Source organism: Spiroplasma sp. SV19, from assembly GCF_030060925.1.
Lineage (GTDB): Bacteria > Bacillota_I > Bacilli_A > Mycoplasmatales > Mycoplasmataceae > Spiroplasma.
The window spans coordinates 768,227-793,623 of record NZ_CP045455.1 but is presented as its reverse complement, the minus strand read 5'-3'; the positions used below and the strand labels follow the sequence as shown (position 1 = coordinate 793,623).

Sequence of the window (25,397 nt, the reverse complement as noted above, 5' to 3'; positions counted from 1 at the left end):
TTTAGAGCACTTTAAAGGAGTTTCGGGGAATGTTTTTAATATATGGAGAAGATGCTTTTTTAATTAAAATGCAGAAGAATAAGATTTTAAAAAAAATAAATCCAGATAATGAGTATGATTTACAAGAGTATAATTATTTAGAAGATTCTTTATTAACAATTTTAAATGATGCTAATACAATACCATTATTTTCTGAAAAAAGAATTATCATTATTAATGATAGTTATTTTATTACCGAAGAAAAAATTAAGGCAAAAGTTGATAACAAAGAACATTTGTTGCACTTGATGGAATATTTGATAAGTCCCAATCCAAGCACATTTATGATTTTTGTTTGTCCAGTAAATAATATTAGTAATCGTTTAAAAATAACAAAAAAAATGTTGGAATTAACGAGCGTTTTAAAAGCAACTAATTTATCGTATAATGAACTGACAAAGTTTATTGATAATTATGTTATTAAAAATAATGGAACAATCAAGCAAAATTTAATTAATAAAATAGTTGAATATTTACCAAATAATTTATATATTATTAAAAATGAGTTAAAAAAATTGCTTTTAATTGATAAAGTAATAACCAATGATTTAATTGAAAATAATATGACAAAATATTTGGATACAGATATTTTTAAATTAGTTGATGATTTATTAAAAAATGATTTAAATAATTTTTTAATTAATTATCATTATTTGCAAGAACGCGGGTTAAGTAGTATTGCCTTGTTAGCTCTAATTACTAATAGTGTTATTTTTACAAGAGATATTATTGTATTATCTGCTTTAAAGAAAACGCCATCACAAATTGCTGAAATCTTACAAATTCATCCTTTTCGAGTTAAAAAAATTGCTGAACATATGCATAACTTTAACATTGAAAAAGCAAATAATATTATTAAGGAATTATTTTGAATTGATTATAATATAAAAAAAGGTATAATAAGGAAAAAAATTAGTAGTGATTTGTATTTAATTAAATTATTTGATATAAATTAAACTATAGCAAAGAAAGACGAGGGAAACAAATGAAAGAAAATAAATTATATGCTCATATAGTTTATACATTATATAATACATTTAATGATGATAATATTAAAGCACAAGTAATCGTTAATCCGGAGTTTAAAAAATTAGTAATTCAGCAAATTTGTAATTTATTAACATTAGAAAAAGAATTTAATGCAAATTTAAATGATAATAAGTTTACCCTTTCATTTGCACAAGTCTTAGCCGATATTACCAATGAGTCAGAAACAATTGAGAAAGTTGATGGTGCTACTTTTAACACATTAGATGAAGAATATGTTGAATTTGTGCAATATATTGTTCAAAACTTTGAAGTTGAAAAAAGTTATATTACCAGAGAAAATGTTATTACAAATGAGTTAATTGATGCAACAGCTGATTTTACTGACGAAAAGGCAGTTGAAAATGCTAAAGATAAATTAAAAATTAAAGCTAATGAAAAAGAATTAGATGAATTACGTGACCAATCAGGACCAACAGTTGGAAATACAAGTGCAATGGCAGGAATGGGTGCTGGTTTTCCTGATCCAAATAATTTTGATATGTCACAAATGGTGCAACAAATGTCTAATATGCCAGTTCCACCACGATTAGATCCTCGATTTTATTTTTATACTTCAAAACCAAAATATATGCCTCTTTTGAAAAAAATTGTTGCTGGTTTTGTGATTTTAGCTTCACTTTTATTAGTAATCTTATGATTTTTAACTTCTTATTTAAATATTCACTTAAATACAAAAGTGATTGTTTATACAATTCCAGGAACAAATTCAGCAATTATTGTTGGTGGAGGAGCAGATAGTGCTTTACATAATGGGAATAATAATTTTAGTGAACCAGCATTTCCATTTGGTTCAAAATACAACTTTTCATTGATGCAATCTGCTGGTTTACAAACATTTTCTGGGATTTTATCAATTTTACCGGGAATTTTCTTGGGATATGAATTATTAGGGAAAAAACGTTTTAAACGAGATAATTATGTGGTTCGTTTTTGGCCAGTTGTGTTATCAATTGTTATTTTATTATATTCTTCATTATCATTAATCCAAGTTTTATTGCCAAATGTGGTTGAAAAATATTTCAATAAAATTTCAGTTCCTAGTAATGGATATATTATTAAAAATGATCCTGGGTTAGAAATTACTGGGGGGTTATTATTGCCAGATTCTGATTTAGCTGCAACAATTAAAAGTTTAATAAACGAAGTATACAACAATACAACTTATCAAATTTTACGAATTTTTACAATTATTTCAATGATTATTGGTTTAATTGCCGGAATTATGGTTGTTATTTTAGCTGTGTTAGCACCTAAAGTAGATCGTAATAAATTGATTCGTGCTAACACAGAATATCAAAAAGCAGTGACTGCAATGATGAGTGGTCAGAAATACAAAATGGATCCAACTCTTTTTGATGATGAATTTAAGGATGATAATGTTTTTGAAAAAGATGATTCAGATGGTAAGAAAGATAATTAAAATAAAAAGTTTTCATAATTAGTTATGAAAACTTTTTATTTTAATACCGTTGTCTCTATTTAAAAAGGATGTGCAATTAATTTTTTTTAAGCATTAATTTGCTTTTAACACGAGCAGCTTTATTAGCATGATAAATTCCTTTAGTAACTGCTTTATCTATTAAACTAATTGCTGTATTAACTAGTTCTGTTGCATTTGCTTCATTTGCGTTAATTGCAATTTCTGCTTTTTTAATTGCAGTTTTTACTGAGGATTTAAAAGATTTATTTGCTAAATTAGCTTTTGCATTTGTTTTAACTCTTTTAATTTGTGATTTAATATTAGCCATGTTAGGTCTCCTTTCATTTTCTAAGACACAAAGGAATTATAGCAAATAGATAAAAAGGTGTAAAGAAAAGTAATACTTTTTCTGGATATTTTAGCACTTTTTTCTGGATTATATGTATAATAAAAGTAATAGGAGCAATAAATATGGGTTATTATTATCAACACAAGTTAGGTTTTTCTTTTCATTGTTTACAACGAATTCGTGAACGAATTCCATTTTTTAAAAAAGAAGATGAATGGGTTATTAAAGAGAAAATTATTAAAATGATTGACAATTCGTCTGATCGGATTGAAACAAGCAATAATTTGTATATTAAATTAGATGATTTAAAGGGCAATTTATATGTTGTTGTTGAAAAACATAGGCGTTTAGTTGTAACAGTGACACCAATGAGTCCAAAAAAATTGCTTGAAGTTATTGCAAGAAATTAGATTTTAAGTGTTTTCAAATAAGGAGATGTGTTATAGTTAAAATATAGATAAAGGAGAAAAAATTATGAAAGTTATTATTGGGAATGATCATACTGGTGTGGAAATGAAAAACGCACTTGTTAATTATTTAACAGATCATAATTATCAAGTTATTAACTTGGGAACAGATAGTAGTGTGGCAGTTGATTATCCAGACTTGGGACAAGCAGTTGGTGAAAAAGTGATGCAAGAAAAAGATAGCCTTGGAATTGTTATTTGTGGAACAGGAATTGGGATTTCAATTGCAGCTAATAAAGTAAAAGGCATAAGAGCAGCTTTATGCAATGAAGTAATTTTAGCTAAATTGGCACGCGAACATAATAATGCGAATGTTTTGGCCTTGGGGGCTCGCGTTATTGCTAATCAAAATGCAATATGAATTGTTGAAACATTTTTAAATACTATTTTTGATGCGGGACGCCACGCGCTTCGTGTTGATAAACTTAATAAATTGTAAAAAATTTTTATGAATAATTGAGATAGTTTGCTTTTGTATCCTTTTTTAACGATATTAGTCATGATTGGTTATGTTATTGGTTTGGTTAAAAAAGGGGCAAAATCTTTTTGACAATGAGTTTTTATTGTTCAACATTTTTGTTTTTGATTAGCATTATCATGCACATTAACTTTAAATTATAATTTTATTATCTTTGATTTTACAAAAAATATTACTTCAATTGCAATTTTGTTTGCAGTTAGCACTTCTTTTTATGCCGCCGTCTTTTTTATTCCCGGAGCATGAATTACTGCGTTGGTTCGTAGTCGGAAATTATGGTTATGAATTTCATATGGGTTAATGTTTTTTGGAATTTTATTAGTTTTAATCTTGCCTCGTAATTGAGGGGCAATGATTACTTGTACCATTGCCTTTGGTTTTGGCGTTTCAACCAATTCAATATGATATTTAAGTTTTAATGAGGTATATTTGTATCGAACTAATCCATTTTTAACAATTGCTTTAAATTTACCGGTTGTCTTCTTGGCTAATATGGCAGGAGCAAATTTTTTAATGTTTGTAAAAAACTTTAATCAAAATCCGTTAATATTACACTATGTTATTTTTGGAACTGTTTTTGGTTTATTAATATTTGCGATGATTTTTTGTTTTTATTTGCCAGAAATTAAAAATAATATTGGTGCTTTTCAACCAAGGGTATTAAAACAACTTAGTAAGTTTTCATGGTGAAAAGTTATTATTATTTTTGTTTTGTTATTTTTTGTGGCAATTTTACGTGAATTAAGTCAAGGTGATTTTTTGAACTTACTATTAGCCCAAGAGGTTTGAGTTAAGTATCATAGTAAAAGCATTGCAGAGCAATATCTTCATTCTGTCCAAGAAATTTGATGAATTGCTCAAATTATTGGAGCAGCTTTAATCTATCATTTATTTGTTAAGAAAGTAGGAATTAAAAATTCATTAATATTAGGGTTTGCTGTTTGGGGGTTATACTTTATTTTAGCCGCTACAATTTCGGTACCAGAAATTTTGTTAGGACTACAACTTTTAAATGGTTTTGCCTTGGGAGTTTTATTTGGTATTTTGTTTTCACTAGCAATTATGTGAAATTATCGGATTCGTAATCGTCCGGTAACTGGGTGTTTTTCTGCCTTAAATTCTTTAATGACTTTTTTAGTACAGTTTTTAATTCGTGTTTTTGCTAGTAATCATCTTGGTATCTTTAATAATTTAGAGTTAAATTGAACTTTACCCATTGTTGAAAATGATATGTTTTTAAAAACACTAAAACCTGTTATTTTATTTTTATATTTAGGATGTGCATTTTGTTGTTCGTTGTTAATTGTAGTTGTTTACTTTGCTGCTAAATTTATTAGTGGAGAATATTATCAGCCAAAACAAGTGGCAGAAAAACTAACTGAATTAGTAAGGATGACAATGCCACAACAAGTGGATCAGAAAATAGTTTTACAAGAGTATTTACAAATAAAAAAAGAAGTTACATAATAACTTCTACTGCTTTAATGTCGGGCATTTCTTGTTTAACAATTTGTTCAACCCCATCTTTAATTGTTGAATCAATTAATCCGCACCCAACGCATGCTCCCGCTAATCGAACATAAACAATATTATCTTTAACTTCGACAAATTCAATGTCACCACCATCTTGGTTAATATAGGGACGAAGATTGTCAATAATATCTTTTGCTTGATTTGTTTGTGTCATTTTATCACCTTCATTATTTATTATATCATTATTATTTTCTAATAAAAGATTGTTTAATTCATTACGGATAAGTATATAATATAAATAAGGATTCAATTTGAATTTTTATCTCATACCAAAATTTTATAGGAGGACTAATGGAAGAAAAAAGTTTTAGTATATATGGCCTGTCTGCTGGAGTTAAATTAGCAGATGAGATTTGTAATATGTTAGGTGTTACAAGAGAAGAAATGGAAATTGTTCGTTTTGCTGATGGCGAAATTCTAGTACGAGCAATGAATTCAGTTCGTGGCAAAGATGTTTATATTATTCAATCAACATCATGGCCAGTGAATGAAAATTTAATGGAGTTATTAATTGCCATTGATGCTTTAAAACGTGGAAGTGCACAAAGTATTAATGTAATTATTCCTTACTTTGGTTATGCGCGACAAGACCGTAAAGCGCGTGGTCGTCAACCAATTACTTGCAAATTAGTTGCTAATATGTTAACAACAGCGGGAGCAACAAGAGTGATGACTGTTGATTTACATTCACCACAATCAATGGGATTTTTTGATGTGCCTGTTGATGACTTACGATCAACACAAGAATTAGTAAAAACAATTATTCGCAAAATTGAAGAAGATCATATTACTGAAGAAGTAACAATTGTTTCACCAGACCATGGTGGATTAGTTCGTGCTCGTGATGTTGCTAATCGTTTAGGAAGTTTGGCAGGGAATATTGCGGTAATTGATAAACGCCGCCCGAAACCAAATGTTAGTGAAGTTCAATTTGTTTTAGGAGATGTTAAAGACCGAATTTGTTTTATTGTTGATGATATGATTGATACGGCTGGAACAATTTGTAGTGCTGCTAAAGCTCTAAAACAAAATGGGGCAAAAGAAGTATATTTATTAGCTTGTCATGGTGTTTTTTCACCACCAGCAAAAGAACGACTAACTGAAGTCCTTAATGATGGAACCGTTAAAAAAGTTATTGTTACAAATACAATTGATATTAATAAAGACCGTCTATTTGATGGTTTAGAAGTTATTTCAATCGCTGATTTAATTTCACAAATGATTAAAGCAATGATTGAAAAACGTAGCTTATCAGATGTCTATTTAAAATGTAATAAAAAAATTAAAAAATTAGTAGAAAAAATTAGAGGAATAAAATAGTTGTCATTTAATATATTAAGTGAAAATAAGATACTAAAATAGTTATTAAAAAGTTTAAGTTTTATTATAAAATAGAACTTAAACTTTTTAATTTCAATAGAGTAGTTTTTAAACAATTTATGGTATATTTTTATTTTATTTTATTTCAAGTCTTATAATTTGTTTTAACTAAAAACGATATTGTTGGGCGACTATATTGTTTAGTATAACCAGGATCATAGTCAAAGAAGGGGCTATTTTTTGTAATTTGATATTTTTTATTGTTAGTTGGTTGCTTTATTTTAATTTCTTTCTTTTTTAGACTAACATTTTTTGGTTTATTATTTTGCTTTATGCTTGTTCGCTTAATTTCTTTCTTAACTAGTGGTTGTGAAATACTTTCTTGTTTAGGGATTGTTCTACCTGCATAATTAGTCTTTTTAATTTTTTGAGTAATTCGTTTATGTTTATGCTCATTAATATATTCTAATTGTGTAGGAGGCTTAACTTGTTGGGGCTTAATTGTAACTTTTTTTTCTTTATTATTAGTTTTTTTGTTTGGCATTTCCTTTTTTACTTTTGGTGATTCTGAAGTTGATTTTGGAGTCAAATTTTTTGCAATTGATAAAAGTAATTGTTTTTGGCTCTGTGTTAGCCCTTTTTTAAAATGTAATAATCGTTCAATTGTTGTAGCATTTAAACGCATTGCCATTAATTCAGTTAAAATTTTTTGGTTTTCTACGGTAATTTTTTTTTGTTGTGTTGGGTTTGAAGTTGTTGTTACTTTGTTTGTATTCATTTTGTTCCTCTTTTTTATATATATTTCTACAATACCATATTTTTTAATAATCTGGTATTTTTTACAAGAATTTTTTAAAATAGTTTTTTTGAGCATAATTACTTCTAACAATTCCAAAAAATTGAAATTTATTTATAAATTTTAAAAAATAACAGAAAAAAATCTTGCAATTTGTTTTTGTATCGTGTATCATTTTATTTATTTTTTTGATATTGATTAATATCCCTTTTTATGATATGATTAAAAAATGAGTGTAATTATTTAAAGGGGTTATTTTAACATGAACAAAGATACTGAAAAAGATTTTGGCGAAAATATTGAGCCAAACGATTCGTCTGATCAGAATAAAATTGTTAATCCTGAACTTAACAAAAAACGAACTATGGATAACATTAAAGATGGACGCGCAACATTTGGGAGAATTTTTAAAACAGAATTATATAATTCTATTGCCCGTGATAAAAAACATTTGTTACGATTTTTATTAATTTGTTTTATGTCTTTTTTGTATGGAATTATTTGTATTACTGGAGTTTGAGATCCGGTTGCTAATATTTCAAAAGTACCAATGGCAATTGTAAACCGTGATGATGCAACTTGTGTGGCTTATGTCAATACTAAAGGTGGAACTGAATTTATCGATAATGCAGTTAAAGTTGGTTATTTAGAGGCAAAAAGTTCAGAAGAATGTAATGGACAAGCAAGTAAATGGTATCAAAGTGAAGGATTTGATCCTAATAAGTATGAACTTAATTATCGTTATTCTTCATTAGTTGATAGTGTTATTACTAACAATAACAAATATGATGAAAATTCAAAAAATTTGGCAACATCAGTTGGTGATATTGCAGTAACAATTAAATATTTGAAAGAAGCAGAAACTAATTTTGCTCCAAATAGTAAATATTGAGTACAATTAAAAATTCCAACTGATTATTCTTTAAATACTTATAAATTAATGCGAGGATTAGCACAAATTGGTGAGCCAAATTTCACTGATGATGATGAAAATGATTTCTTTAAAACAATGGATTATTTTAGTTCAAATAAGATGGAATTTTGAGCAACATATGAGCATAGTTTTATGGTTGGTAATATGATGAATATGTTACAAGTTGGTTTTGGAAGTTTAGCAAGTAGTATTTTAGCGACATTAGCACCAGAAACAATGTTTTGATTAGCATCACGTCAAGACCATGGTGAAAGCTCAAACGGTGGTGGTAGTTCTCATTTTGGTGAATATTATATTATTCCAAAGAATATGTATAATTTTATAATGGCTGTTGTTCAAAACATTAGTACATATGATTGTGATGGAACAGTTTGTTCTGGAGCAAAACCAGGCCAACCATCAAACTTATATAAAGCATTACAGCATTTAAAACAAAATAATCCTAAGTTATATGAATCTGTTAACAGAATGTTTGGTCATATTAAAAATGACGTTATGATTTCTGTTGGTGGAATTGTTAAATTAAAGATGGTTGATATTTTGCCACTTGCTTTTCAAATTATGTTTCCTGATTTAGGAAGCCCAAAAGATAATGATCCAAGATGAGAACAACGTGTTTACTTTTCAGATTATAAAACAAAATTACTATCAGTAACTCAATATTTTTTAAATAATGTATCAAAATCAACTGGTGTCAATAAACATATTCAAGGTTCTGAATTTGGAACATATGGATATGGATTAGGATTATATTTTATTTCAATTTCATTATGAATTGGGGCCATTACACAGACATTTATCTATCGTAAAAAAAGTTATACCCCTAATGCAAAATGATACCAACACTACTTTTCAAAATGATTTACAATGTTAATAACGTCTTATGCGCAAACGTTATTGTTGTTCTTAGGACTATTAGCTGTTGGTTATGGAAAACTAGGTTCACCAATTGTTTATATGTTGATGTGAATGATTGTCACCGCGACCGTCTTAACAACAATAACCCAGGCACTTTGATATTCAATGCCAGATGATAATGTTGGGCGGTTCTTATGTATTATTTATACTGTCTTCAATTTAACGGCCGGGGGAGGAAGTTTCCCAGTTATTTTACAAAATGGCTTCTTCCAAGCAATTAGTTATATTGTGCCATTTAAATATACTATTTTTGGAATGAGTAATATTGTGTATGGAATTGCATCTAATGAAGGAATTGTTAGCATGTACAATACGGAAATTTTAGGATGTTTTGGCGCATTAATGCTTTTCTTAATAATATTTTTAGGAATTGGTTTAGGAACAGCATATATTTATCGTCGAATTGAAATGTTTGGAACATTTAGTTTAAAAGAAATTTATGAAACAATGGATAATATTGATGTAACAAAAGACTTTGTTAGAAGTCGTCGTGTTATTAATAATTTAAGTGCAGAATATGCTTTATTAATTAAAGGATATATTGAAGAAAAACATCGTGAACAGAAGATTAAAGATTTAGAAGATAAAATTAATTCATTATATAAAGACCCGGCGGTTGTGCGAAGTAAAAAATTAGAAGCATTGATTGAAGTGTATCGAAACCGTTTTGAAATAATTAAACAAAAATATGTTATTTTAGTTCAAAAAGCTGAAATTACAAATGATAGTCAAGATATTCGTAAATCACAAAAATTAAAACAAAAATTAGAAACTTTAAGTGAAAAAATTAAAGTAGCACGAAAAGAAATTGAAATGTTGAAAACCAACCCAAACTATAAGCGTATTTTAAAATTACGCGAACAATATGATGATTTAAAAGACCAATATACACTTGCAGCACAAACAATTAATGATAATAGTTCAAAATTAAAATTACGAAAAGTGTATACTTTACGTCAACAACTAACATATTTACAAAAGAAAATTGATGAGTTAAATAGCAATACGAAGAAAACAGTTTTTGATAATCCTCAGGATAAAAAAATTAATAAATTAATTGTTCAATATAACTTAGAAAAAGAACAATTAAATCATTTAAAACAAATAAGACCAGAATCAAGAGTAATTGCAATTTATCAAGAAAAATTATTAATATTAGCAAATAGCATTAAAGATTTAGAGGCAAATAAAACACAAGTTAATCGTCATATTGAGGATCGCATTACTAAATTAAAACGTCAATTAGAAGAATTAAACGCAGAAAAAGATAAAAATTATAAATTATCAAAAATTACAAAAGATGAAATATATAACATTAAGATTCATAAAATTAATACTAAAATTGCCAATATTAATCGTGAAATTGAAAACCTAGAAGGTGAGTTGCGTTCAATTATTGAACAGCAAAAAGACAAAATTACTAATAAATTTAAATTTGCAAAATATAACGCAGAGTTGGTTAAGTTAAGAACAAATTATGTTTATGATGATAACCGCGAAGGAATAGATTAGGAGGTCCAGCAATGAAGAATGATGAGTACAAAGTAAATAAAAAGAATAACACTGATATTAAACCAAAATTCAGTGATATTTTAAAAAACGAATTACGTGCATTTTTTGTTGAAAAACCATTTAATAAAGTAATCGCTATTGTTGGTTGTTTTATGACTTTTATTTATGGGTTTTTCTATATTTGAGCCTTCTTTAATCCGTATCAAAATTTGCAAAGAATACCAATGGCAATTGTTAATCAAGATGCTAATGTTTGTATGATTTATAAAGATGATAAAAACTTGCCACCATCAACCGATGGAACTGATTCATTATTAAATGCAGAAGAAATTTCATTCGATTATACTGTTAATAATCAAGCAGATTGTACTTCACAAGCAAAAATGGTTGGGAAAATAGGTTATTATACAAGTATTTCTGATGAAGCTGTAACGAAATTAAGTTTTTATAATAAAGAAACTAACCGTTTTACATATGATTTAAAAGTTGGAAAAGTTTCGGGAGATTATGTTCGTTATTCAGGACAAAATGTTAGTGAATTAGATAGTAAATATTGAGTTCAAATTCGAATTCCACAAGGGTTTAGCCAACATTTGGCAACTTTAATTGTTAACATGAATAAAGCAAATTATGCTTGTTTTGATGGTTTTGATGGTAATAATGTTTGTAAAGATGGTGATCCAACACATGTTCTACCAGCAACAGAATTAAATGGTATTATTATCAAAGAGTTACGTTGATTTCTGAAAAATAGAATTACTTTCTGAGGAACATTTCGACAAAATTTTGCAAGTGGGATGATTAGTAATTTCTATGGAAATTTAACAAAAGCATTAAGTGCACAAATTTTGCCACAGTTAATGGCAACAACTTTGTTTACAATGTTTAGTTATTATCCACCAAATTCAACAAATCCTAATGATCGAACAATTCAAGAAGCAGATATTAACCGTTTTCTATTTGAATTTATTGATCCAACATTGGTTCCACCAATGACAATTGCGGGAGCCTCTGTTAAATTAAGTGATTATATTCCGGTACAAAAAAGAGCGATTGCCCTAAAAAATATTTTAGATGTTGCAATTTCAGGAAACTATATTAGTTCAAAAATTGCTGATGAAATTTATCGGTTCTTAACAGGGATACAACCAATTTCGTTAATGCCAATTGTTAATGATTTATTTCAAATTAAAAACCCAAATCCTAAACCAGCATTTGATATTGATTTTATAACCCACCAGGTTAGTTTTAACCGGAAAGAAATGAATTACACTGAATTTTCAGAAGCATCAAAAAGTTTTACTGAAACAGGTTCTAATTTAATAAATATTTTTAAAATGCCATATACTTTAGTTGGAAAACAATATAGTCAATATGGAATTGGTTTAGGAGAAGCATTTATCTTGATTGCAACTTTTATTGGAATCTTTGCTTCAACGATTATTTATAATCGTCGGTCACGAACACCTAATACTAGATTTTATCAACATTATTTATGTAAAATGTTAATTTTACAAGTTAATATGATTATTCAAGTTTCAATTTTATTATTAATGTTATTACCAATTGGATTTTGACAATTAGGCTCATCATTCTGATTATTATATTTATTTTCGCTTTATGTTGGCTTTATCTTTACTTTTATTGTTGGGGGAATATGGTTATCAATTCCCGATGAAGTTTCTTCGCGAGTCTTAAATATGGTTGTGCTAATGTTTAACTTTGCTTGTGGATGAATTTTATTCCCAGCGTTTATGTCAAACCCATTCTATAATGTATTATCAAATATTATGCCATTTACTTATGCAATGCATAATATGGGAAATATTATTTATGGAATTGCATCAGGTGCTGGACAATTATGGTACTATCAATGAGATATTGTTAAAAATTGTTTAGTCTTATTAACAATGGCTATTATTATGATTGTGATAACATTAGTAACATTACATGTTCGGTTCTTACGTGCCCATTATGGCACACATCGAATGAGTGTTATTTTTAAAGCAATGACACAAGTTGAAAGTACTGCTGAGTATGCTCATAAAAGAAGTGTTCTATTGATTTTAACAAAAGAGCAGAAAAAAGAAATTAAAGCAAAAGTTAATGAAATATTGTTTACAAATATTAGCGAAAAATACTCTTATACAAAATTAAGTAAAAGACAAATTAAAAAAATGGAACGGAATTCAATTGATTAAGGGGGGTCACTAAATGAAAAAATTATTATCATTATTAACAACTTTTTCATTGTCAGCAGCTGTTGGAATTAATGTTATTGGTTGTAAAACAAATGGTTTAGGTGATTTTCCTGGGAATAATCAAGTTGCTAAAGCCGCAGCTCCAGCAGTTATCAATGCTGTTAATAACTTTTTAATGTATAATATTTTATACATAAAAGGTGCTTCTGCTGCTGAAAATAAGTTTTATTATAATTATCAAGAGATTTTGCAAAACCAATGGGAACGTTATCCTTCGTTAGAAGACTCTTCATTAAATCCATGAACAAATAATGACCAAGGGACAACGGCTGTTAATTCGTTGGCAGTGGCTTTATATACTGTTACTTTATTAGGCAATAGTAAGGATAAACCGTCAGGAATTAATGGTGCTGTTGCAAGAATTATGCCAAATGAAAGTGGCACATTGTTTCAAACTGCACAGAGTTTAGTTCCATCATCAGATTTTGTTGATGCTGCAATGTATAAGAAAGCAACAGTCAGTTCTGCTGCGAAGAAAACATTGATGGGTTACTACCATATTAGTGGAAAAGCAAAAATTCATGAATATGGTTATTCAGTCTTACCTGATTTAAGCGCGGTTGATCTTGGTTGACTTAAAAAAGATTTTTTTACAACTGATGATAGTGAAACAGATATTACAAAAATTATTATTGCTGAATTAGATAAAGAAAGTAATATTAAAATTGATCCTGCTGAGGTCAACTTAGTTGTAAAAACTAGACCAAGTGGTGGAACACCAGGAGGAAAATTGGCCGTGGGAACTTATGAACTCAGTTTAGAAGCAAAAAAAGATGCTAAAACAATTCAGGGATTAGCTAACTTTAAAATTGATGTTGTTGATAAAGCTAATTTTAAATTTAATTTAGAAACAATTCCAACAAAATATTTTTCAGTAGATTTAACTGTTGATAACAAAGTTAGTGATTTAAAAGCAGCAGTTAAAAATTATGTTGAATCATTTGTTGCTCCCGCAGTTGATAAAGCTGAAATTGAATATAGTGTTGAGAATGAAACTGATGATACAAAAGCATTGTTAGCAAAACCATATAAAGTTATTGTTGCAGCAAAGGATAAGGCTACAACGGTTGTCAAAAAATTGGAAATTATAATTGGAGTTTTAAATAAACCAGTTGTTAAATTAGATTTAGCAAAGTTTTCAAATAAAATTCCAGCGCCATCATTTTTAAATAGTAATTATAAAGAAGATGATTTGAAAGCAGCAGTTAAGGCAGCCACTTTGAAATGAATGCCAAGAGAATATAAAAATGGTGTTATTTTAAATACAACAATTGATGCTCGGCCATCTGGTGGAACTGCCGGAGGTAGCTTGGTTGAAGGGAAATATACAGTAGCAATCACGCCAGCTAGTGGTGAAGTTACTGGAACTTATAAAATGGATGTTCAAGTTATGAAATTTAAAACCAATGAAACAGTTGATATTTATTGAGCGGGAGTTGATATTCCGGTTGCTAATATTACGAATGGATAAAAAGTAAAATTAATTTTACTTTTTTTATTTTTAAAATATTTAAGGCGAAGATTGATATAATTAAAATAGAACAAAAAGAATAGTATAAGGGGAGTGGCATAATGTTTAAATTAACTGCTAATTATTTACCAGCAGGTGACCAGCCGTTAGCAATTGAACAATTAACAGCAAATTTATTTGCAGATAAAAAACATCAAGTTTTATTGGGAGCCACTGGGACTGGAAAAACATTTACAATGGCAAATGTTATTGAAAATTATCAAAAGCCAACATTAGTAATGGCTCATAACAAAACTTTGGCAATGCAGTTATATGTTGAGTTGAAAGAAATGTTTCCTGAAAATCGAGTGGAATATTTTGTTTCAAATTTTGACTTCTATCAACCAGAAGCATATTTACCTGGTAAGGATTTATATATTGATAAGGATGCACGTCAAAATATGGAATTAGATATGATGCGTTTAAGTGCTTTTAATGCTTTAACAACGCGAAAAGATGTGATTGTTGTTGCTTCGGTTGCTGCAATTTATGGAGCCCAAGACCCGAACGAATATAAAAAATCGTTTTTCCAAGTTGATCGAAACCAAAAAATTAGTAAGAAAGATTTAGCAATTTTTTTAGTATCATCTGGATATGTTCGAAATGATATTGAATTAATTCCGGGGAGTTTTAGTGCAAAAGGAGATGTTATTAAAATTGTTCCGGGATGAAATATTAAAACTTTTATTCGAATTGATTTATTTGGTGATGAGATTGAGGACTTGGCATATATTGATGGGTTAACTGGTGATGTTACACAACGATTATCAACCTTAACCATTTTTCCGGCGCAGGATTATATTACTTCTCCAGAACGATTGGTAGAGGCAATTAAACGGATTGAAGCAGAATTAAAAGTCCGTCTAGCAGAATTAGAACAAGAAGGAAAAATTGTTGAGGCACAACGGTTAAAACAACGAACAGAATATGATTTAGATTCGTTACGAGAAAGTGGTATTTGTTCAGGGATTGAAAATTATTCACGGCATTTAGATTTACGAAATGAAGGTGAAGCTCCTTATACTTTAATTGATTTTTTTGGTGATGATTTTTTAACAATTATTGATGAATCACATATGTCACTACCCCAAATTCGGGCAATGTATAATACTGATCGTAGTCGGAAAGAAACACTAGTTAATTATGGATTTCGGTTAAAAAGTGCATTAGATAATCGTCCGCTAAATTTTGATGAGTTTAATCAGAAATTAAAGAATGTTATTTATGTTTCAGCAACGCCAGGTGATTATGAGTTAGAATTAGTTGAGCAAAAAGTAGTTGAACAAATTATTCGTCCAACAGGTTTATTGGATCCAACCGTTGAAGTGAAAGGAACGGTCGGTCAAATTGATGACATTATTGCCCAAGTTAAAAGTCGTCGTGAAAAAAATGAGCGAGTATTTATTACGACCTTAACAATTCGAATGTCAGAAGATTTAACAAGTTATTTACAAGAACAAAATGTTAAAGTTGCTTATTTGCATAGTGAATTAAAAACACTAGAACGCAGTCAAATTTTATTGGATTTACGAAAGGGTGTTTATGATTGCATTGTTGGTGTTAACTTGATTCGGGAAGGGATTGATATTCCAGAAGTTTCATTAATTTGTATTTTAGATGCTGATAAACAAGGATTTTTACGTAATGAACGTAGTTTAATCCAAACGATAGGACGAGCAGCACGGAATGCTAGTGGACATGTTATTTTATATGCTGATAATGTTTCTGATGCAATGGCAAGGGCAATGGCTGAAACTGCTCGACGTCGTCGAATTCAAGAAGAGTATAACCAAAAATATCATATTACTCCAACAACAATTATTAAAAGTATTCGTGATTATACTAACATTAAACGACATGATGATAAGTTACAAAAAATTAAAAATAAGAAATCAAAAGAATACAAAACAGCAAAAGAAGCATTATTACACGATTTACGAAAAGAAATGTATGAAGCAAGTGAAAAACTTGACTTTGAACGAGCAGCAGAATTGCGTGATATTATTATTGAAATTGAAGCAGAATAACAATTTGTGATAGTATTAAACTACAAGGAGGAACTTAGGGTGGAAAAGTTTATTGTAAAAGATATTGTTGATAAATTTGAGTATGAAGTTTTAGCAGGAGCAAAAGGACTTAATCGTGAAGTGAAAGTTTATGGTCTTAATCGTCCGGGTTTAGAATTAGCGGGATTTGATTTTGAAAAAAATAATAGTAATCGTCGCGTAGTTTTATTGTCAAACAAAGAACAATTATTTGTTAATACGTTAAGTGACGTAGTAAAAAAAGAACGTTATGAATATATTTTAAATGAAAACATTCCAATGATTATTTTGACAGAAAAGTTTACTGACAAATTATTATTGGCAATTGCGGAAGAACATAATTGTCCTGTTGTTTTGGCAAAAAATATTACAACAAGCCGGTTGTATCAAGTTGTGTTAGAATTTTTTGATGAACACTTTGCCCCAATAATAGAAGAACATGCATCATTAATTAATATTTTTGGGAAAGGAATTTTATTAAAAGGGAAATCTGGAATTGGAAAGTCAGAGATGACTTTAGAATTAGTTAAAAAAAACCATTTATTTGTTGGAGATGATCGTATTATTATTCAACAACGCAACAATAAATTATATGGCCAATCACATGAAATGTTAAAGAATTTAATTGAGGTTCGTGGTTTAGGAATTTTGGATTTAAGTAAAATTTATGGTTTGCAAGTTTTATTAGATGAAACACAAATTGATTTAGTAATTGAATTAATTCATCTTGAGGATGAGCAATATAAATCAATTGATCGACTTGGCTCAGAATATAAATATACTAAAATTTTAGATATACAAGTTCCAATTGTGACAATTCCAGTTACATATGGACGAAATGTCAGTGAATTAGTTGAAACAGCTGTTTCAAAATTGAAATTAGAAGCAGCCGGAATTTCTTCAATGAAAACATTACAAGATCGTTTTAAAGAATATTCAAAATAGAAAAGAGAGTAGACCTGGTGAATTTAGCAACATGAATTGCCCATGATACTTATGGGAATTGATTTCGACCATATTGATTTTTAATTTTTTGTGGTTTTGCAATTACAATTATTTTGTCGTGAGTTAATTTTCGTAAGCGTCATATTCCAACCCAGGGATTATATTTAGGTATCTTTGTTATTTCACCAATTGCTTTATTAGGAGCTAGTTTTTTTGGAAAATATGATGTGAAAAATCCAATTTTCTTTTTTACCTTGTTTGCATTTTGAGAACCAGGAATGAGTATTCATGGTGGTTTAATTTTTGGCTTAATAACAGGTTGAATTTGATTCGGTTTTGAATCACGCAAACATAATATTTCAATTTGAGTTTATGCTGATTTAATTGTTCCAAATATTTTATTAGCGCAAGCAATTGGTCGTTGAGGTAATTTTTTTAATCATGAATTATTAGGATCGCCTGTTTCTCGAGAACAATTGATGTGATTACCAAGTTTTATTCGTGATAATTTGTTTAAGTGATATGTCCCAAATCCAATTCCAGATAATTTTCATCCAGTTGATGCTGTTGGAATTGGTGGGGGTCCTGTTAGTCCAACTGACTTTAATAATGTTCAATATTTTCAACCGATTTTCCTATATGAATCATTTGCTAATATTTTATTATGAATTTTAATTGTGATTGCATTACCATTAATATTTCGTTATAGTTATTATTGACGGTTTAAAAAAGAAGAACCTAATTTTACGAAACTATCGTGAAAAGGGGTTTGAGGGAAATGATATTATGACATTAAACCTGATCCAATGATAGTAAACAATTTAGCACAAGAAGTAAATTTAAAAAAAATTTATTTTAAAAATAAACATAAGATGACCAAAAAACAAGTAATGAAAACTTATTTCATCTATCAAAAAGCACGCTTAAAACAGATTTTAAAAGCTGATGTACGAGAGTTGGAAAAAATTGAAAATCCACATCGCTTAAAAATTTTACGTTGTGGGGTTCAAACAGGAATGTATATTGCTGGTTATAATATCATTCGAATTATTTTAGAAACACAGCGTAATGATCATGATTTATTTATTAAAAATATGCGTGTTCTTGATTATGTTATTCTTAGTTTAATGATTGGGATTGGACTAATTTTAATATTATTTGCACAGTGAGTAGCTGTTATAAAATGAAGAAAAGGCGGATGATTATATGAAAAACAATACTAATGAAATATATGATATGTTAATCATTGGTGCAGGTCCAGGTGGAATGACTGCAGCAATTTATGGGGCACGAGCAATGGCTAATATTGCTATGATTGAAAAAGGAGCTCCTGGAGGAAAAATAACAAAAACAAGTGAAATTGAAAACTATCCTGGTTTTGATAGTATTCAAGGCCCAGATTTAGCATTAAAAATGTTTGAACAAACACAAAAATTAAAGATTCCCTATTTGGCAGAACGGGTAACTAATATTACTAAAAAAGATAATTTGTTCGAACTAGATTTATTATCAGGAGAAAAACTGTTTGCTAAAGTAGTAATTGTAGCAACAGGAACTGTTGAACGAAAATTAGGAATTCCTGGGGAATTAGAATTAAATAGTCGTGGTGTTTCATACTGTGCTGTTTGTGATGGTGCTTTATATAAGGGCAAAGATGTCGTTGTTGTTGGCGGTGGTTATGCCGCAATTGAAGAAGCAATGTATTTAGCACGGTTTGTTAATAAAGTTTATTTAATTCATCGTCGTGACCAATTTCGTGCGGACATTAATGTGGTGAATAAAGCAAAAGCCAATCCGAAAATTAATTTTATTGTTGATAGTATTGTCACAGAAATTAAAGATGTTAGCGCTAATCGAGTAACAGCAATTGTAATTAAAAATGTTAAAACGGATGAAACAAGCCAATTAGATGTTAGCGCAGTCTTTCCATATATTGGGGCCATCCCTATTAGTGATTTTGCAAAAAATTTAGATGTGTTAGATGAAAATGGATATTTTATTGTTGATAATAAATGTTTAACAAAAGTACCAGGATTGTATGCTGCTGGGGATGTTACTAACACGATATTACGGCAAATTGCAACAGCTGTTAGCGATGGAGCAAAAGCAGCCCAATTTGCATTAGAATACCTTGATAATTACTGTTAAAAGGCAGAATTTACGGTAAGATATATATTAGATAGACAATAAAGAAAGCGAGAAAATAATTATTATGCATAAAAAAGAATTAAAAGATGTCCAAGTTAATGGAAAAAAAGTTTTAGTTAGAGTTGATTTTAATGTGCCAATGAAAGATGGGCAAGTAACAGATGATAATCGAATTACAGCAGCCCTACCAACAATTAAATATTTATTAGAACATGATGCAAAAGTTATTTTATTTTCACATTTAGGAAAAGTAAAAACAGCAGATGATTTAAAAAAACGTGATATGGCTCCTGTTGCTAAAGTTTTAGAACAAAAATTAGGGAGACCAGTTAAATTCGTGAATGCTTTTGAAGGAAAAGAATTAGAAACAGCAATTAATCAAATGCAAAACCAAGATGTTATTTTATTTCAAAATACAAGGTTTGCTGATATTCTTGACCAAAATAGTCAAATTAGTGTTGACGATAATGGCAATGCAACAGCAAAACGAGAAAGTAAAAATGATCCAGCTTTAGGGAAATATTGAGCAAGCCTAGGTGATGTTTTTGTTAATGATGCTTTTGGAACAGCACATCGTGCGCATGCTTCAAATGTTGGAATTGCTACAAATATTGGTGAATCATGCTTAGGATTTTTAGTTGAAAAAGAAGTAAAAATGTTATCACAAGGAGTTGATAGTCCAGTTAAACCATTTGTTGCAATTATTGGTGGTGCCAAAGTTTCAGACAAAATTGGGGTAATTGAACATTTATTAACAAAAGCTGATAAAATTTTAATTGGTGGCGGAATGGCGTATACTTTTTTTGCTGCTCAAGGTCATAACATTGGGAATTCATTATTAGAAGCGGATAAAATTGATGTTGCAAAAGAATTTTTAGCAAAAGCTAATGGGAAAATTATTTTACCAATTGATGCCTTAGAAGCTCCAGAATTTGCTGATGTTCCAGCAAAAGTCACTAATGGTGCTGAAATTGATGAAGGCTATATGGGCTTAGATATTGGGCCAAAAACAATTGAGTTGTTTAAAAACGAGTTAGCTGGTGCAAAAACAGTTGCTTGAAATGGTCCAATGGGAGTATTTGAATTTAGTAACTATAGTATTGGTACCAAGGCCATTTGTGCGGCAATTGCCGAATTAAAAGATGCTTTTACTTTAATTGGTGGTGGTGATTCAGCTGCGGCAGCAATTCAACTAGGTTATAAAGACAAATTTACTCATATTTCAACTGGTGGGGGAGCAAGTCTGGAATATATGGAAGGTAAACCATTACCAGGAATTGAAGCGGTACAAAATAAATAACACAATAAAAAGCGACAATTTTGTCGCCTTTTTCTTTTTTAAATTTGTTGTTGTGTAATACAGTGAATGTTTCCACCGCCCAATAAAATTTCATAAGCATAAATTGGTTCAATTTTATGATTGGGGAAGGCAGCACTAATGATATCAATAGCCTGCTGATCTGTTGTTAAATTAAAGATTGGTAAAATAATTGCGCCGTTTGCAATATAAAAGTTAACATAGCTACCAGCTAACCGTGTATTTTCTAAACGTGCTTTAACGTTTGCTTTGCCAATAATATCACTGGTGTCTTCGTTTGTTGTATACATTGGGGTTGGAATTTGTAATTTAATTACTTCAATTTTACGACCCATTGCATCAGTTGATGCTTCTAACAGTTTGAGAGCAGCAAGACTACGTTCATATTGAGGATCATTTTGATCATCTGTTCAAGCTAAGAGAACAGTTCCTGGTTTTACAACACATAGCATATTGTCAATATGACCACTTGTTTCATCATTAAATATGCCATAGGGTAGTCAAATTACTTTTTTAACATTCAAATATTGTTTTAAAGCTGTTTCAATTTCGGTTTTGGATAAATCAGGATTACGATTGGGATTTAATAGACATTCTTCAGTGGTGTATAAAGTTCCTTCACCATCAACATGAATGCTTCCTCCTTCTAACACAAATGTAGTGCGATAACGATCAATTTTTAAATAAGTGCATACTTCCGCTGCCATTTTGTCGTCATTATCCCAAGGATAATATAACCCACCATTTAAACCACCCCACGCATTAAAAACCCAATCAACGGCACGGACATTACCACTTTTATTTTTTAAAAATGTTGGTCCAATATCACGCATTCAAGCATCATCGTTTTCGAATACTAAAATTTTAATGGTTGGATCTAGTAGTTTTGTAGCAATTTCCTTTGTTCGTGGCGAAGTAACCATTGTGACAGGTTCATATTTATTAATTGTGTTTGCAACTTCAGCATAGACTGTTTGTGCGGGTTTCGCATTTTTTCGTCAATTATCAATTCGTTCTGGGAAAACCATTCAACAACCTTGGTGAGGTTCAAATTCGCCGGGCATATAATATTCATCATCTTGTGGTAATGTTGTTAGTAATTTACTCATCTTATTGTCCTCCTTCTTTTTTATGTTTTCGTTTGTTATAACTAATTAAAATTTCACCAACAATAATGACAATGATGCTACCGACAATACAAAAGGTAACATGTTGACCACCACTGTTAAAAGCTCAGGTATCATTTTGAACAATGATACTACCAAAAATAAATAGAATAACAGAAATAAGAATAATAATGGTTGGGAATAAAACAATAATTCATTGGACTCATAATGGTCCTTTAATTTTAAACGGTCGTTCAATATCTGGCTTGCTAAGTCGTAATTTAATATAGGCAGGAAAGATTAAAAAGTAGGGTGCTAAAAACATCAAGGATGAAAAAGCATATAAGGTTCAAAACAGATTGGCAACATTTGGTGTTGCTGACAACATTGCACCACCAATTAAAATAACAACAGTTGAAATAATACCGGTAATAATTGATGCTCATAATGGAGTATCATTTTTTAATTTAGAAGCAAAGATTGAGGGAAATTCACCATCTTCGGCAGCTTCTTTAATTGCTAAGTTTGCTCCGGATGTTCAAGTAACCATTGTTCCAAAGAAGGTAAATAAGATAAAAATCGCAACAATCATTGTTACTCAAGGGGCTTTAAAAGCAGCACCAATTGATTGAATAATTCCATTTGCTTCATCAAGATGATTAACATCTACAATAATGTTAACAGCTGCTGTTCCAACTAAATAACAAATAATGATAATAATTCCACTAATTAAAATACTTTTAGGAATTGTTTTACGGGGATTATCAATTTTATCAGTGGCATTACTTTGTAATTCAAATCCAGAAAAATTATAAATAATAACAGGAAGAAAGATAACACCCGTTGATCAGGAAGGCAAAAAACCAAAGTTAGCATCGTTGATTGGAGTTGAAACTTGATTACCATTTGCTAGTCAGTAAATTGCTCCCGCAATTAAACTAATTGTTACAACTAATTTTGCCACTGAAGTTAAGTTTGGAATTCATTTTAGTTTTTCTAACCGAATAAAATTTAATAAGATTGTAATCCAAGTTAACAATAAGGCAATTGCAATTTGAATTCAGAAGTTTAGCGTATTATTAAAAAAGGCAAAAGATAGCGTACTTGAAAAAGCTAAGTAAACAGATGGCATTCATAGTCCAACGTTAATTCAATATAACCAATTTGTTCGTGCAGCTCATTTTCGTCCAAATGCTTTTTTAACTCAAACATACATCCCACCTTCAGCACCAAAGGTAGAACTTAATTCAGCACTAATAAAACCATAGGGAAGAAAATAAAAGATTGCTAGTAGAAATCAATAAATAATTGATGATCATCCAATTTTAGCAGCAGCAGCAAATGAGTCAAGGACAAAAATAGCGCTAAATGTAAAAAGGATAATATCAGTTATTTTTAACTTTTTTGCTTTCATAAAAATTATTCTTGGTGGTTAAAAGTGTAACGTTGTTTTCATGGGCGTTTGATATCATCTAGTCAACTAGTAATATCACCAGTATGGTAGTTTTTTGTAGCTTCGGTGGCGATATCAAGACGAGGATAAATAAAGTAAACTAACAAGGCAAGTTGTGCTGTTAAACGATTTTCTGCTTGTTGAAAAACAATTGATTGAGTTCCGTCAATAACTTCATCCATAACTTCAATATTTCGTGAAGCTGGTAAACAGTGCATAAATCTTGCTTGTGGTCCCGCTTTTGTCATTAATGCATTGGTAATTTGATAAGTTGGTTTAAAGGCTTTTACGCGTTCATCTGCTTCATCTTCCTGGTCAACTCATCATCATAAATCGGTATAAATAATATTAGCATCTTTGACATAATTTAAGTCTTCAGTAACTAAAACGCTACCGCTATTGTTTGCTTTAATGTTTGCTTTGGCAATATCAATTCATGCTGGTGGTGATTGATATTTTTTGGGAGCAATATGAACAAAGTTCATTCCCATTTTTGTTGTAATGTGCATTAGCGAACTACAAACATTGGTACGATCACCGATGAACACAATTTTTAATTTGCTAAAGTCATTATTCAAATATAATGTTGGGTCAGTGTGTTCTAAGATGGTAAATAAATCGCACAAAGCTTGTGTTGGATGATTATAATCACTTAGGCCATTAAAAACAGGAACATCAGCATTTTTGGCAATTGCCTCTACTGTTTCGTGTTTTCAGGCACGGATTAAAATTCCATCAGTCATATGAGATAAAACTTTAATTGTGTCATAAAGGGATTCTTTTCGACCAAGGTGGATTTCACCAGGTTTTAAGTATTGGGCATGTCCTCCCAATAATGTCATTGCTGTTTCAAAAGAAACCCTTGTTCTTGTTGAAGGTTCTTCAAAAATCATAGCTAATGTTTTATTTTGCAATAAAGGTGGAATAGCACCATTATAACGAGCCGTTTTTAGTTTTCGCATTAGTGTTAATAAATCTAAGATTTCATTTTTACTAAAATCTTGGGTATCAATAAAGTGTCGTAATTGGTTCATTACAATTCTCCTTTCTTTATTTTCATTATACTTTTCTATCCTTTTCTGACAAATTAAAAGTTCAATTACTTGATAATTAATTAGGCGAAAAATGGATTTTTTTTTAGAAATAAGTTAAAATTAAAGCATAAATAAGGACAATTAGGGATTTTAATCAGTAGTATTAATATTTTAATTATGTAATAATGTTTAAAATAAGGACCTACTGGAATGAAATCAGGTTTTTTTATTTTTTTAATTTAGATTGAGAGGTAATAGGATGATAAGACTAGATGAAATAGATCGTGATATTATTGAACAATTACAAAAAAATAGTCGAATTTCAGTGCGTAAAATTAGTAAAATAATTAATATTTCTGAAAAAACAATTCGAATTCGTATTAATAAATTAATGACACAAAACATTATTAAGCCCATTTGTATTGTTAACCCAAATGCGTTTGGCTATGTTAATTTTGTTGATATTTTTTTTAAAATTAATGCTGATGTTGATATTAAAGTTTTGCAAGAATGATTACATAATAAAGTTTATGTTTCATATTTATCACGCCATTGGCATGATCAAGATTTTGCCATTCAATGTTGGTTTCAATCAGGGAAAGAGATGATTAATTTTATTAGTGAATTAGAGAGTTACCCTGGGATTTTAGATGTTAGATATTATTTAATTAGTGAGATCTTATGGGATTCTTACTCATGAAAACCAGAGGATCGAAATTATGTTTAACATCGCACTTGTTAAGATTGTGTAATAATTATGC

Annotated in this window: 21 protein-coding genes; 15 read left to right on the top strand and 6 right to left on the bottom strand. The window is 29.6% G+C overall.

Annotated features, from left to right (window positions below):
• The first annotated feature begins 29 nt into the window (after positions 1-29).
• A complete protein-coding gene (gene holA, locus E7Y35_RS03815; RefSeq protein WP_283271666.1) occupies positions 30-995 on the top strand; it encodes a DNA polymerase III subunit delta in 966 nt (321 codons plus the stop codon).
• A gap of 29 nt (positions 996-1,024) precedes the next feature.
• Complete coding sequence (locus E7Y35_RS03810) at positions 1,025-2,509, top strand: hypothetical protein (RefSeq protein ID WP_283271665.1); 1,485 nt, start codon at positions 1,025-1,027, stop codon at positions 2,507-2,509.
• A gap of 76 nt (positions 2,510-2,585) precedes the next feature.
• On the opposite strand, the gene rpsT is transcribed toward E7Y35_RS03810, so the two are convergent.
• On the bottom strand, positions 2,586-2,837 hold the full coding sequence (gene rpsT / locus E7Y35_RS03805) for a 30S ribosomal protein S20 (protein WP_283271664.1): 252 nt from the start codon (positions 2,835-2,837) through the stop codon (positions 2,586-2,588).
• A gap of 143 nt (positions 2,838-2,980) precedes the next feature.
• Between rpsT and E7Y35_RS03800 the strand changes: the two genes are divergently transcribed.
• The 3 genes from E7Y35_RS03800 to E7Y35_RS03790 all read left to right on the top strand — a co-directional run bounded on the left by E7Y35_RS03800 (position 2,981) and on the right by E7Y35_RS03790 (position 5,270).
• Positions 2,981-3,268, top strand: a complete 288-nt coding sequence (locus tag E7Y35_RS03800) for a hypothetical protein (RefSeq protein ID WP_283271663.1) — start codon at positions 2,981-2,983, stop codon at positions 3,266-3,268.
• Positions 3,269-3,332: 64 nt separating this feature from the next.
• The gene (gene rpiB / locus E7Y35_RS03795; RefSeq protein WP_283271662.1) at positions 3,333-3,764 is read left to right on the top strand and encodes a ribose 5-phosphate isomerase B; all 432 of its coding nucleotides are present in this window, start codon (positions 3,333-3,335) and stop codon (positions 3,762-3,764) included.
• A gap of 60 nt (positions 3,765-3,824) precedes the next feature.
• Positions 3,825-5,270 carry a hypothetical protein gene (locus E7Y35_RS03790; protein WP_283271661.1) on the top strand — a complete coding sequence of 482 codons (1,446 nt, stop codon included), beginning with the start codon at positions 3,825-3,827 and terminating at the stop codon, positions 5,268-5,270.
• Here E7Y35_RS03790 and E7Y35_RS03785 read toward each other — a convergent pair.
• Positions 5,263-5,490 (bottom strand): NifU family protein, encoded by a 228-nt coding sequence (locus tag E7Y35_RS03785; protein WP_283271660.1) that lies wholly within the window; start codon positions 5,488-5,490, stop codon positions 5,263-5,265. The genes E7Y35_RS03790 and E7Y35_RS03785 overlap by 8 nt on opposite strands.
• 137 nt (positions 5,491-5,627) lie before the next feature.
• On the opposite strand from E7Y35_RS03785, the gene E7Y35_RS03780 reads away from it, so the two are divergent.
• The gene (locus tag E7Y35_RS03780) at positions 5,628-6,656 is read left to right on the top strand and encodes a ribose-phosphate diphosphokinase (protein WP_283271659.1); all 1,029 of its coding nucleotides are present in this window, start codon (positions 5,628-5,630) and stop codon (positions 6,654-6,656) included.
• A gap of 130 nt (positions 6,657-6,786) precedes the next feature.
• Here the strand turns inward: E7Y35_RS03780 and E7Y35_RS03775 are convergent, their stop codons facing one another.
• Entirely contained in the window at positions 6,787-7,434 is a 648-nt protein-coding gene (locus E7Y35_RS03775; RefSeq protein WP_283271658.1) for a hypothetical protein, read from the bottom strand.
• Positions 7,435-7,714: 280 nt separating this feature from the next.
• Here E7Y35_RS03775 and E7Y35_RS03770 point away from each other — a divergent pair, with 280 nt between their 5' ends.
• The 8 genes from E7Y35_RS03770 to E7Y35_RS03735 all read left to right on the top strand — a co-directional run bounded on the left by E7Y35_RS03770 (position 7,715) and on the right by E7Y35_RS03735 (position 21,025).
• Entirely contained in the window at positions 7,715-10,816 is a 3,102-nt protein-coding gene (locus E7Y35_RS03770; protein ID WP_283271656.1) for an ABC transporter, read from the top strand.
• Positions 10,817-10,827: 11 nt separating this feature from the next.
• Positions 10,828-13,017 carry an ABC transporter gene (locus E7Y35_RS03765; RefSeq protein ID WP_283271655.1) on the top strand — a complete coding sequence of 730 codons (2,190 nt, stop codon included), beginning with the start codon at positions 10,828-10,830 and terminating at the stop codon, positions 13,015-13,017.
• A 13-nt stretch (positions 13,018-13,030) separates the two neighbouring features.
• Positions 13,031-14,548, top strand: a complete 1,518-nt coding sequence (locus E7Y35_RS03760) for a lipoprotein (protein WP_283271653.1) — start codon at positions 13,031-13,033, stop codon at positions 14,546-14,548.
• A 101-nt stretch (positions 14,549-14,649) separates the two neighbouring features.
• On the top strand, positions 14,650-16,614 hold the full coding sequence (gene uvrB / locus E7Y35_RS03755) for an excinuclease ABC subunit UvrB (protein ID WP_283271652.1): 1,965 nt from the start codon (positions 14,650-14,652) through the stop codon (positions 16,612-16,614).
• Positions 16,615-16,653: 39 nt separating this feature from the next.
• Positions 16,654-17,577 carry an HPr(Ser) kinase/phosphatase gene (gene hprK / locus E7Y35_RS03750; protein ID WP_283271651.1) on the top strand — a complete coding sequence of 308 codons (924 nt, stop codon included), beginning with the start codon at positions 16,654-16,656 and terminating at the stop codon, positions 17,575-17,577.
• Between the two features lie 17 nt (positions 17,578-17,594).
• Positions 17,595-18,800 (top strand): prolipoprotein diacylglyceryl transferase, encoded by a 1,206-nt coding sequence (locus tag E7Y35_RS03745; protein WP_283271650.1) that lies wholly within the window; start codon positions 17,595-17,597, stop codon positions 18,798-18,800.
• Positions 18,784-19,725 carry a thioredoxin-disulfide reductase gene (gene trxB / locus E7Y35_RS03740; protein WP_283271649.1) on the top strand — a complete coding sequence of 314 codons (942 nt, stop codon included), beginning with the start codon at positions 18,784-18,786 and terminating at the stop codon, positions 19,723-19,725. The genes E7Y35_RS03745 and trxB overlap by 17 nt, the downstream gene beginning before the upstream one ends.
• Positions 19,726-19,789: 64 nt before the next feature.
• On the top strand, positions 19,790-21,025 hold the full coding sequence (locus E7Y35_RS03735; protein WP_283271648.1) for a phosphoglycerate kinase: 1,236 nt from the start codon (positions 19,790-19,792) through the stop codon (positions 21,023-21,025).
• Between the two features lie 38 nt (positions 21,026-21,063).
• On the opposite strand, the gene aguA is transcribed toward E7Y35_RS03735, so the two are convergent.
• Genes aguA through argF form a run of 3 tightly spaced genes read right to left on the bottom strand, consistent with a single transcriptional unit; the run spans position 21,064 to position 24,636 of the window.
• On the bottom strand, positions 21,064-22,152 hold the full coding sequence (gene aguA / locus E7Y35_RS03730; protein ID WP_283271647.1) for an agmatine deiminase: 1,089 nt from the start codon (positions 22,150-22,152) through the stop codon (positions 21,064-21,066).
• A 1-nt stretch (position 22,153) separates the two neighbouring features.
• Positions 22,154-23,563, bottom strand: coding sequence for an APC family permease (locus E7Y35_RS03725; RefSeq protein ID WP_283271646.1), 1,410 nt, complete (start codon positions 23,561-23,563; stop codon positions 22,154-22,156).
• 5 nt (positions 23,564-23,568) lie between these two features.
• The gene (gene argF, locus E7Y35_RS03720) at positions 23,569-24,636 is read right to left on the bottom strand and encodes an ornithine carbamoyltransferase (RefSeq protein WP_283271645.1); all 1,068 of its coding nucleotides are present in this window, start codon (positions 24,634-24,636) and stop codon (positions 23,569-23,571) included.
• 259 nt (positions 24,637-24,895) lie between these two features.
• On the opposite strand from argF, the gene E7Y35_RS03715 reads away from it, so the two are divergent.
• Entirely contained in the window at positions 24,896-25,363 is a 468-nt protein-coding gene (locus E7Y35_RS03715) for an Lrp/AsnC family transcriptional regulator (protein WP_283271644.1), read from the top strand.
• Positions 25,364-25,397: the final 34 nt, after the last annotated feature.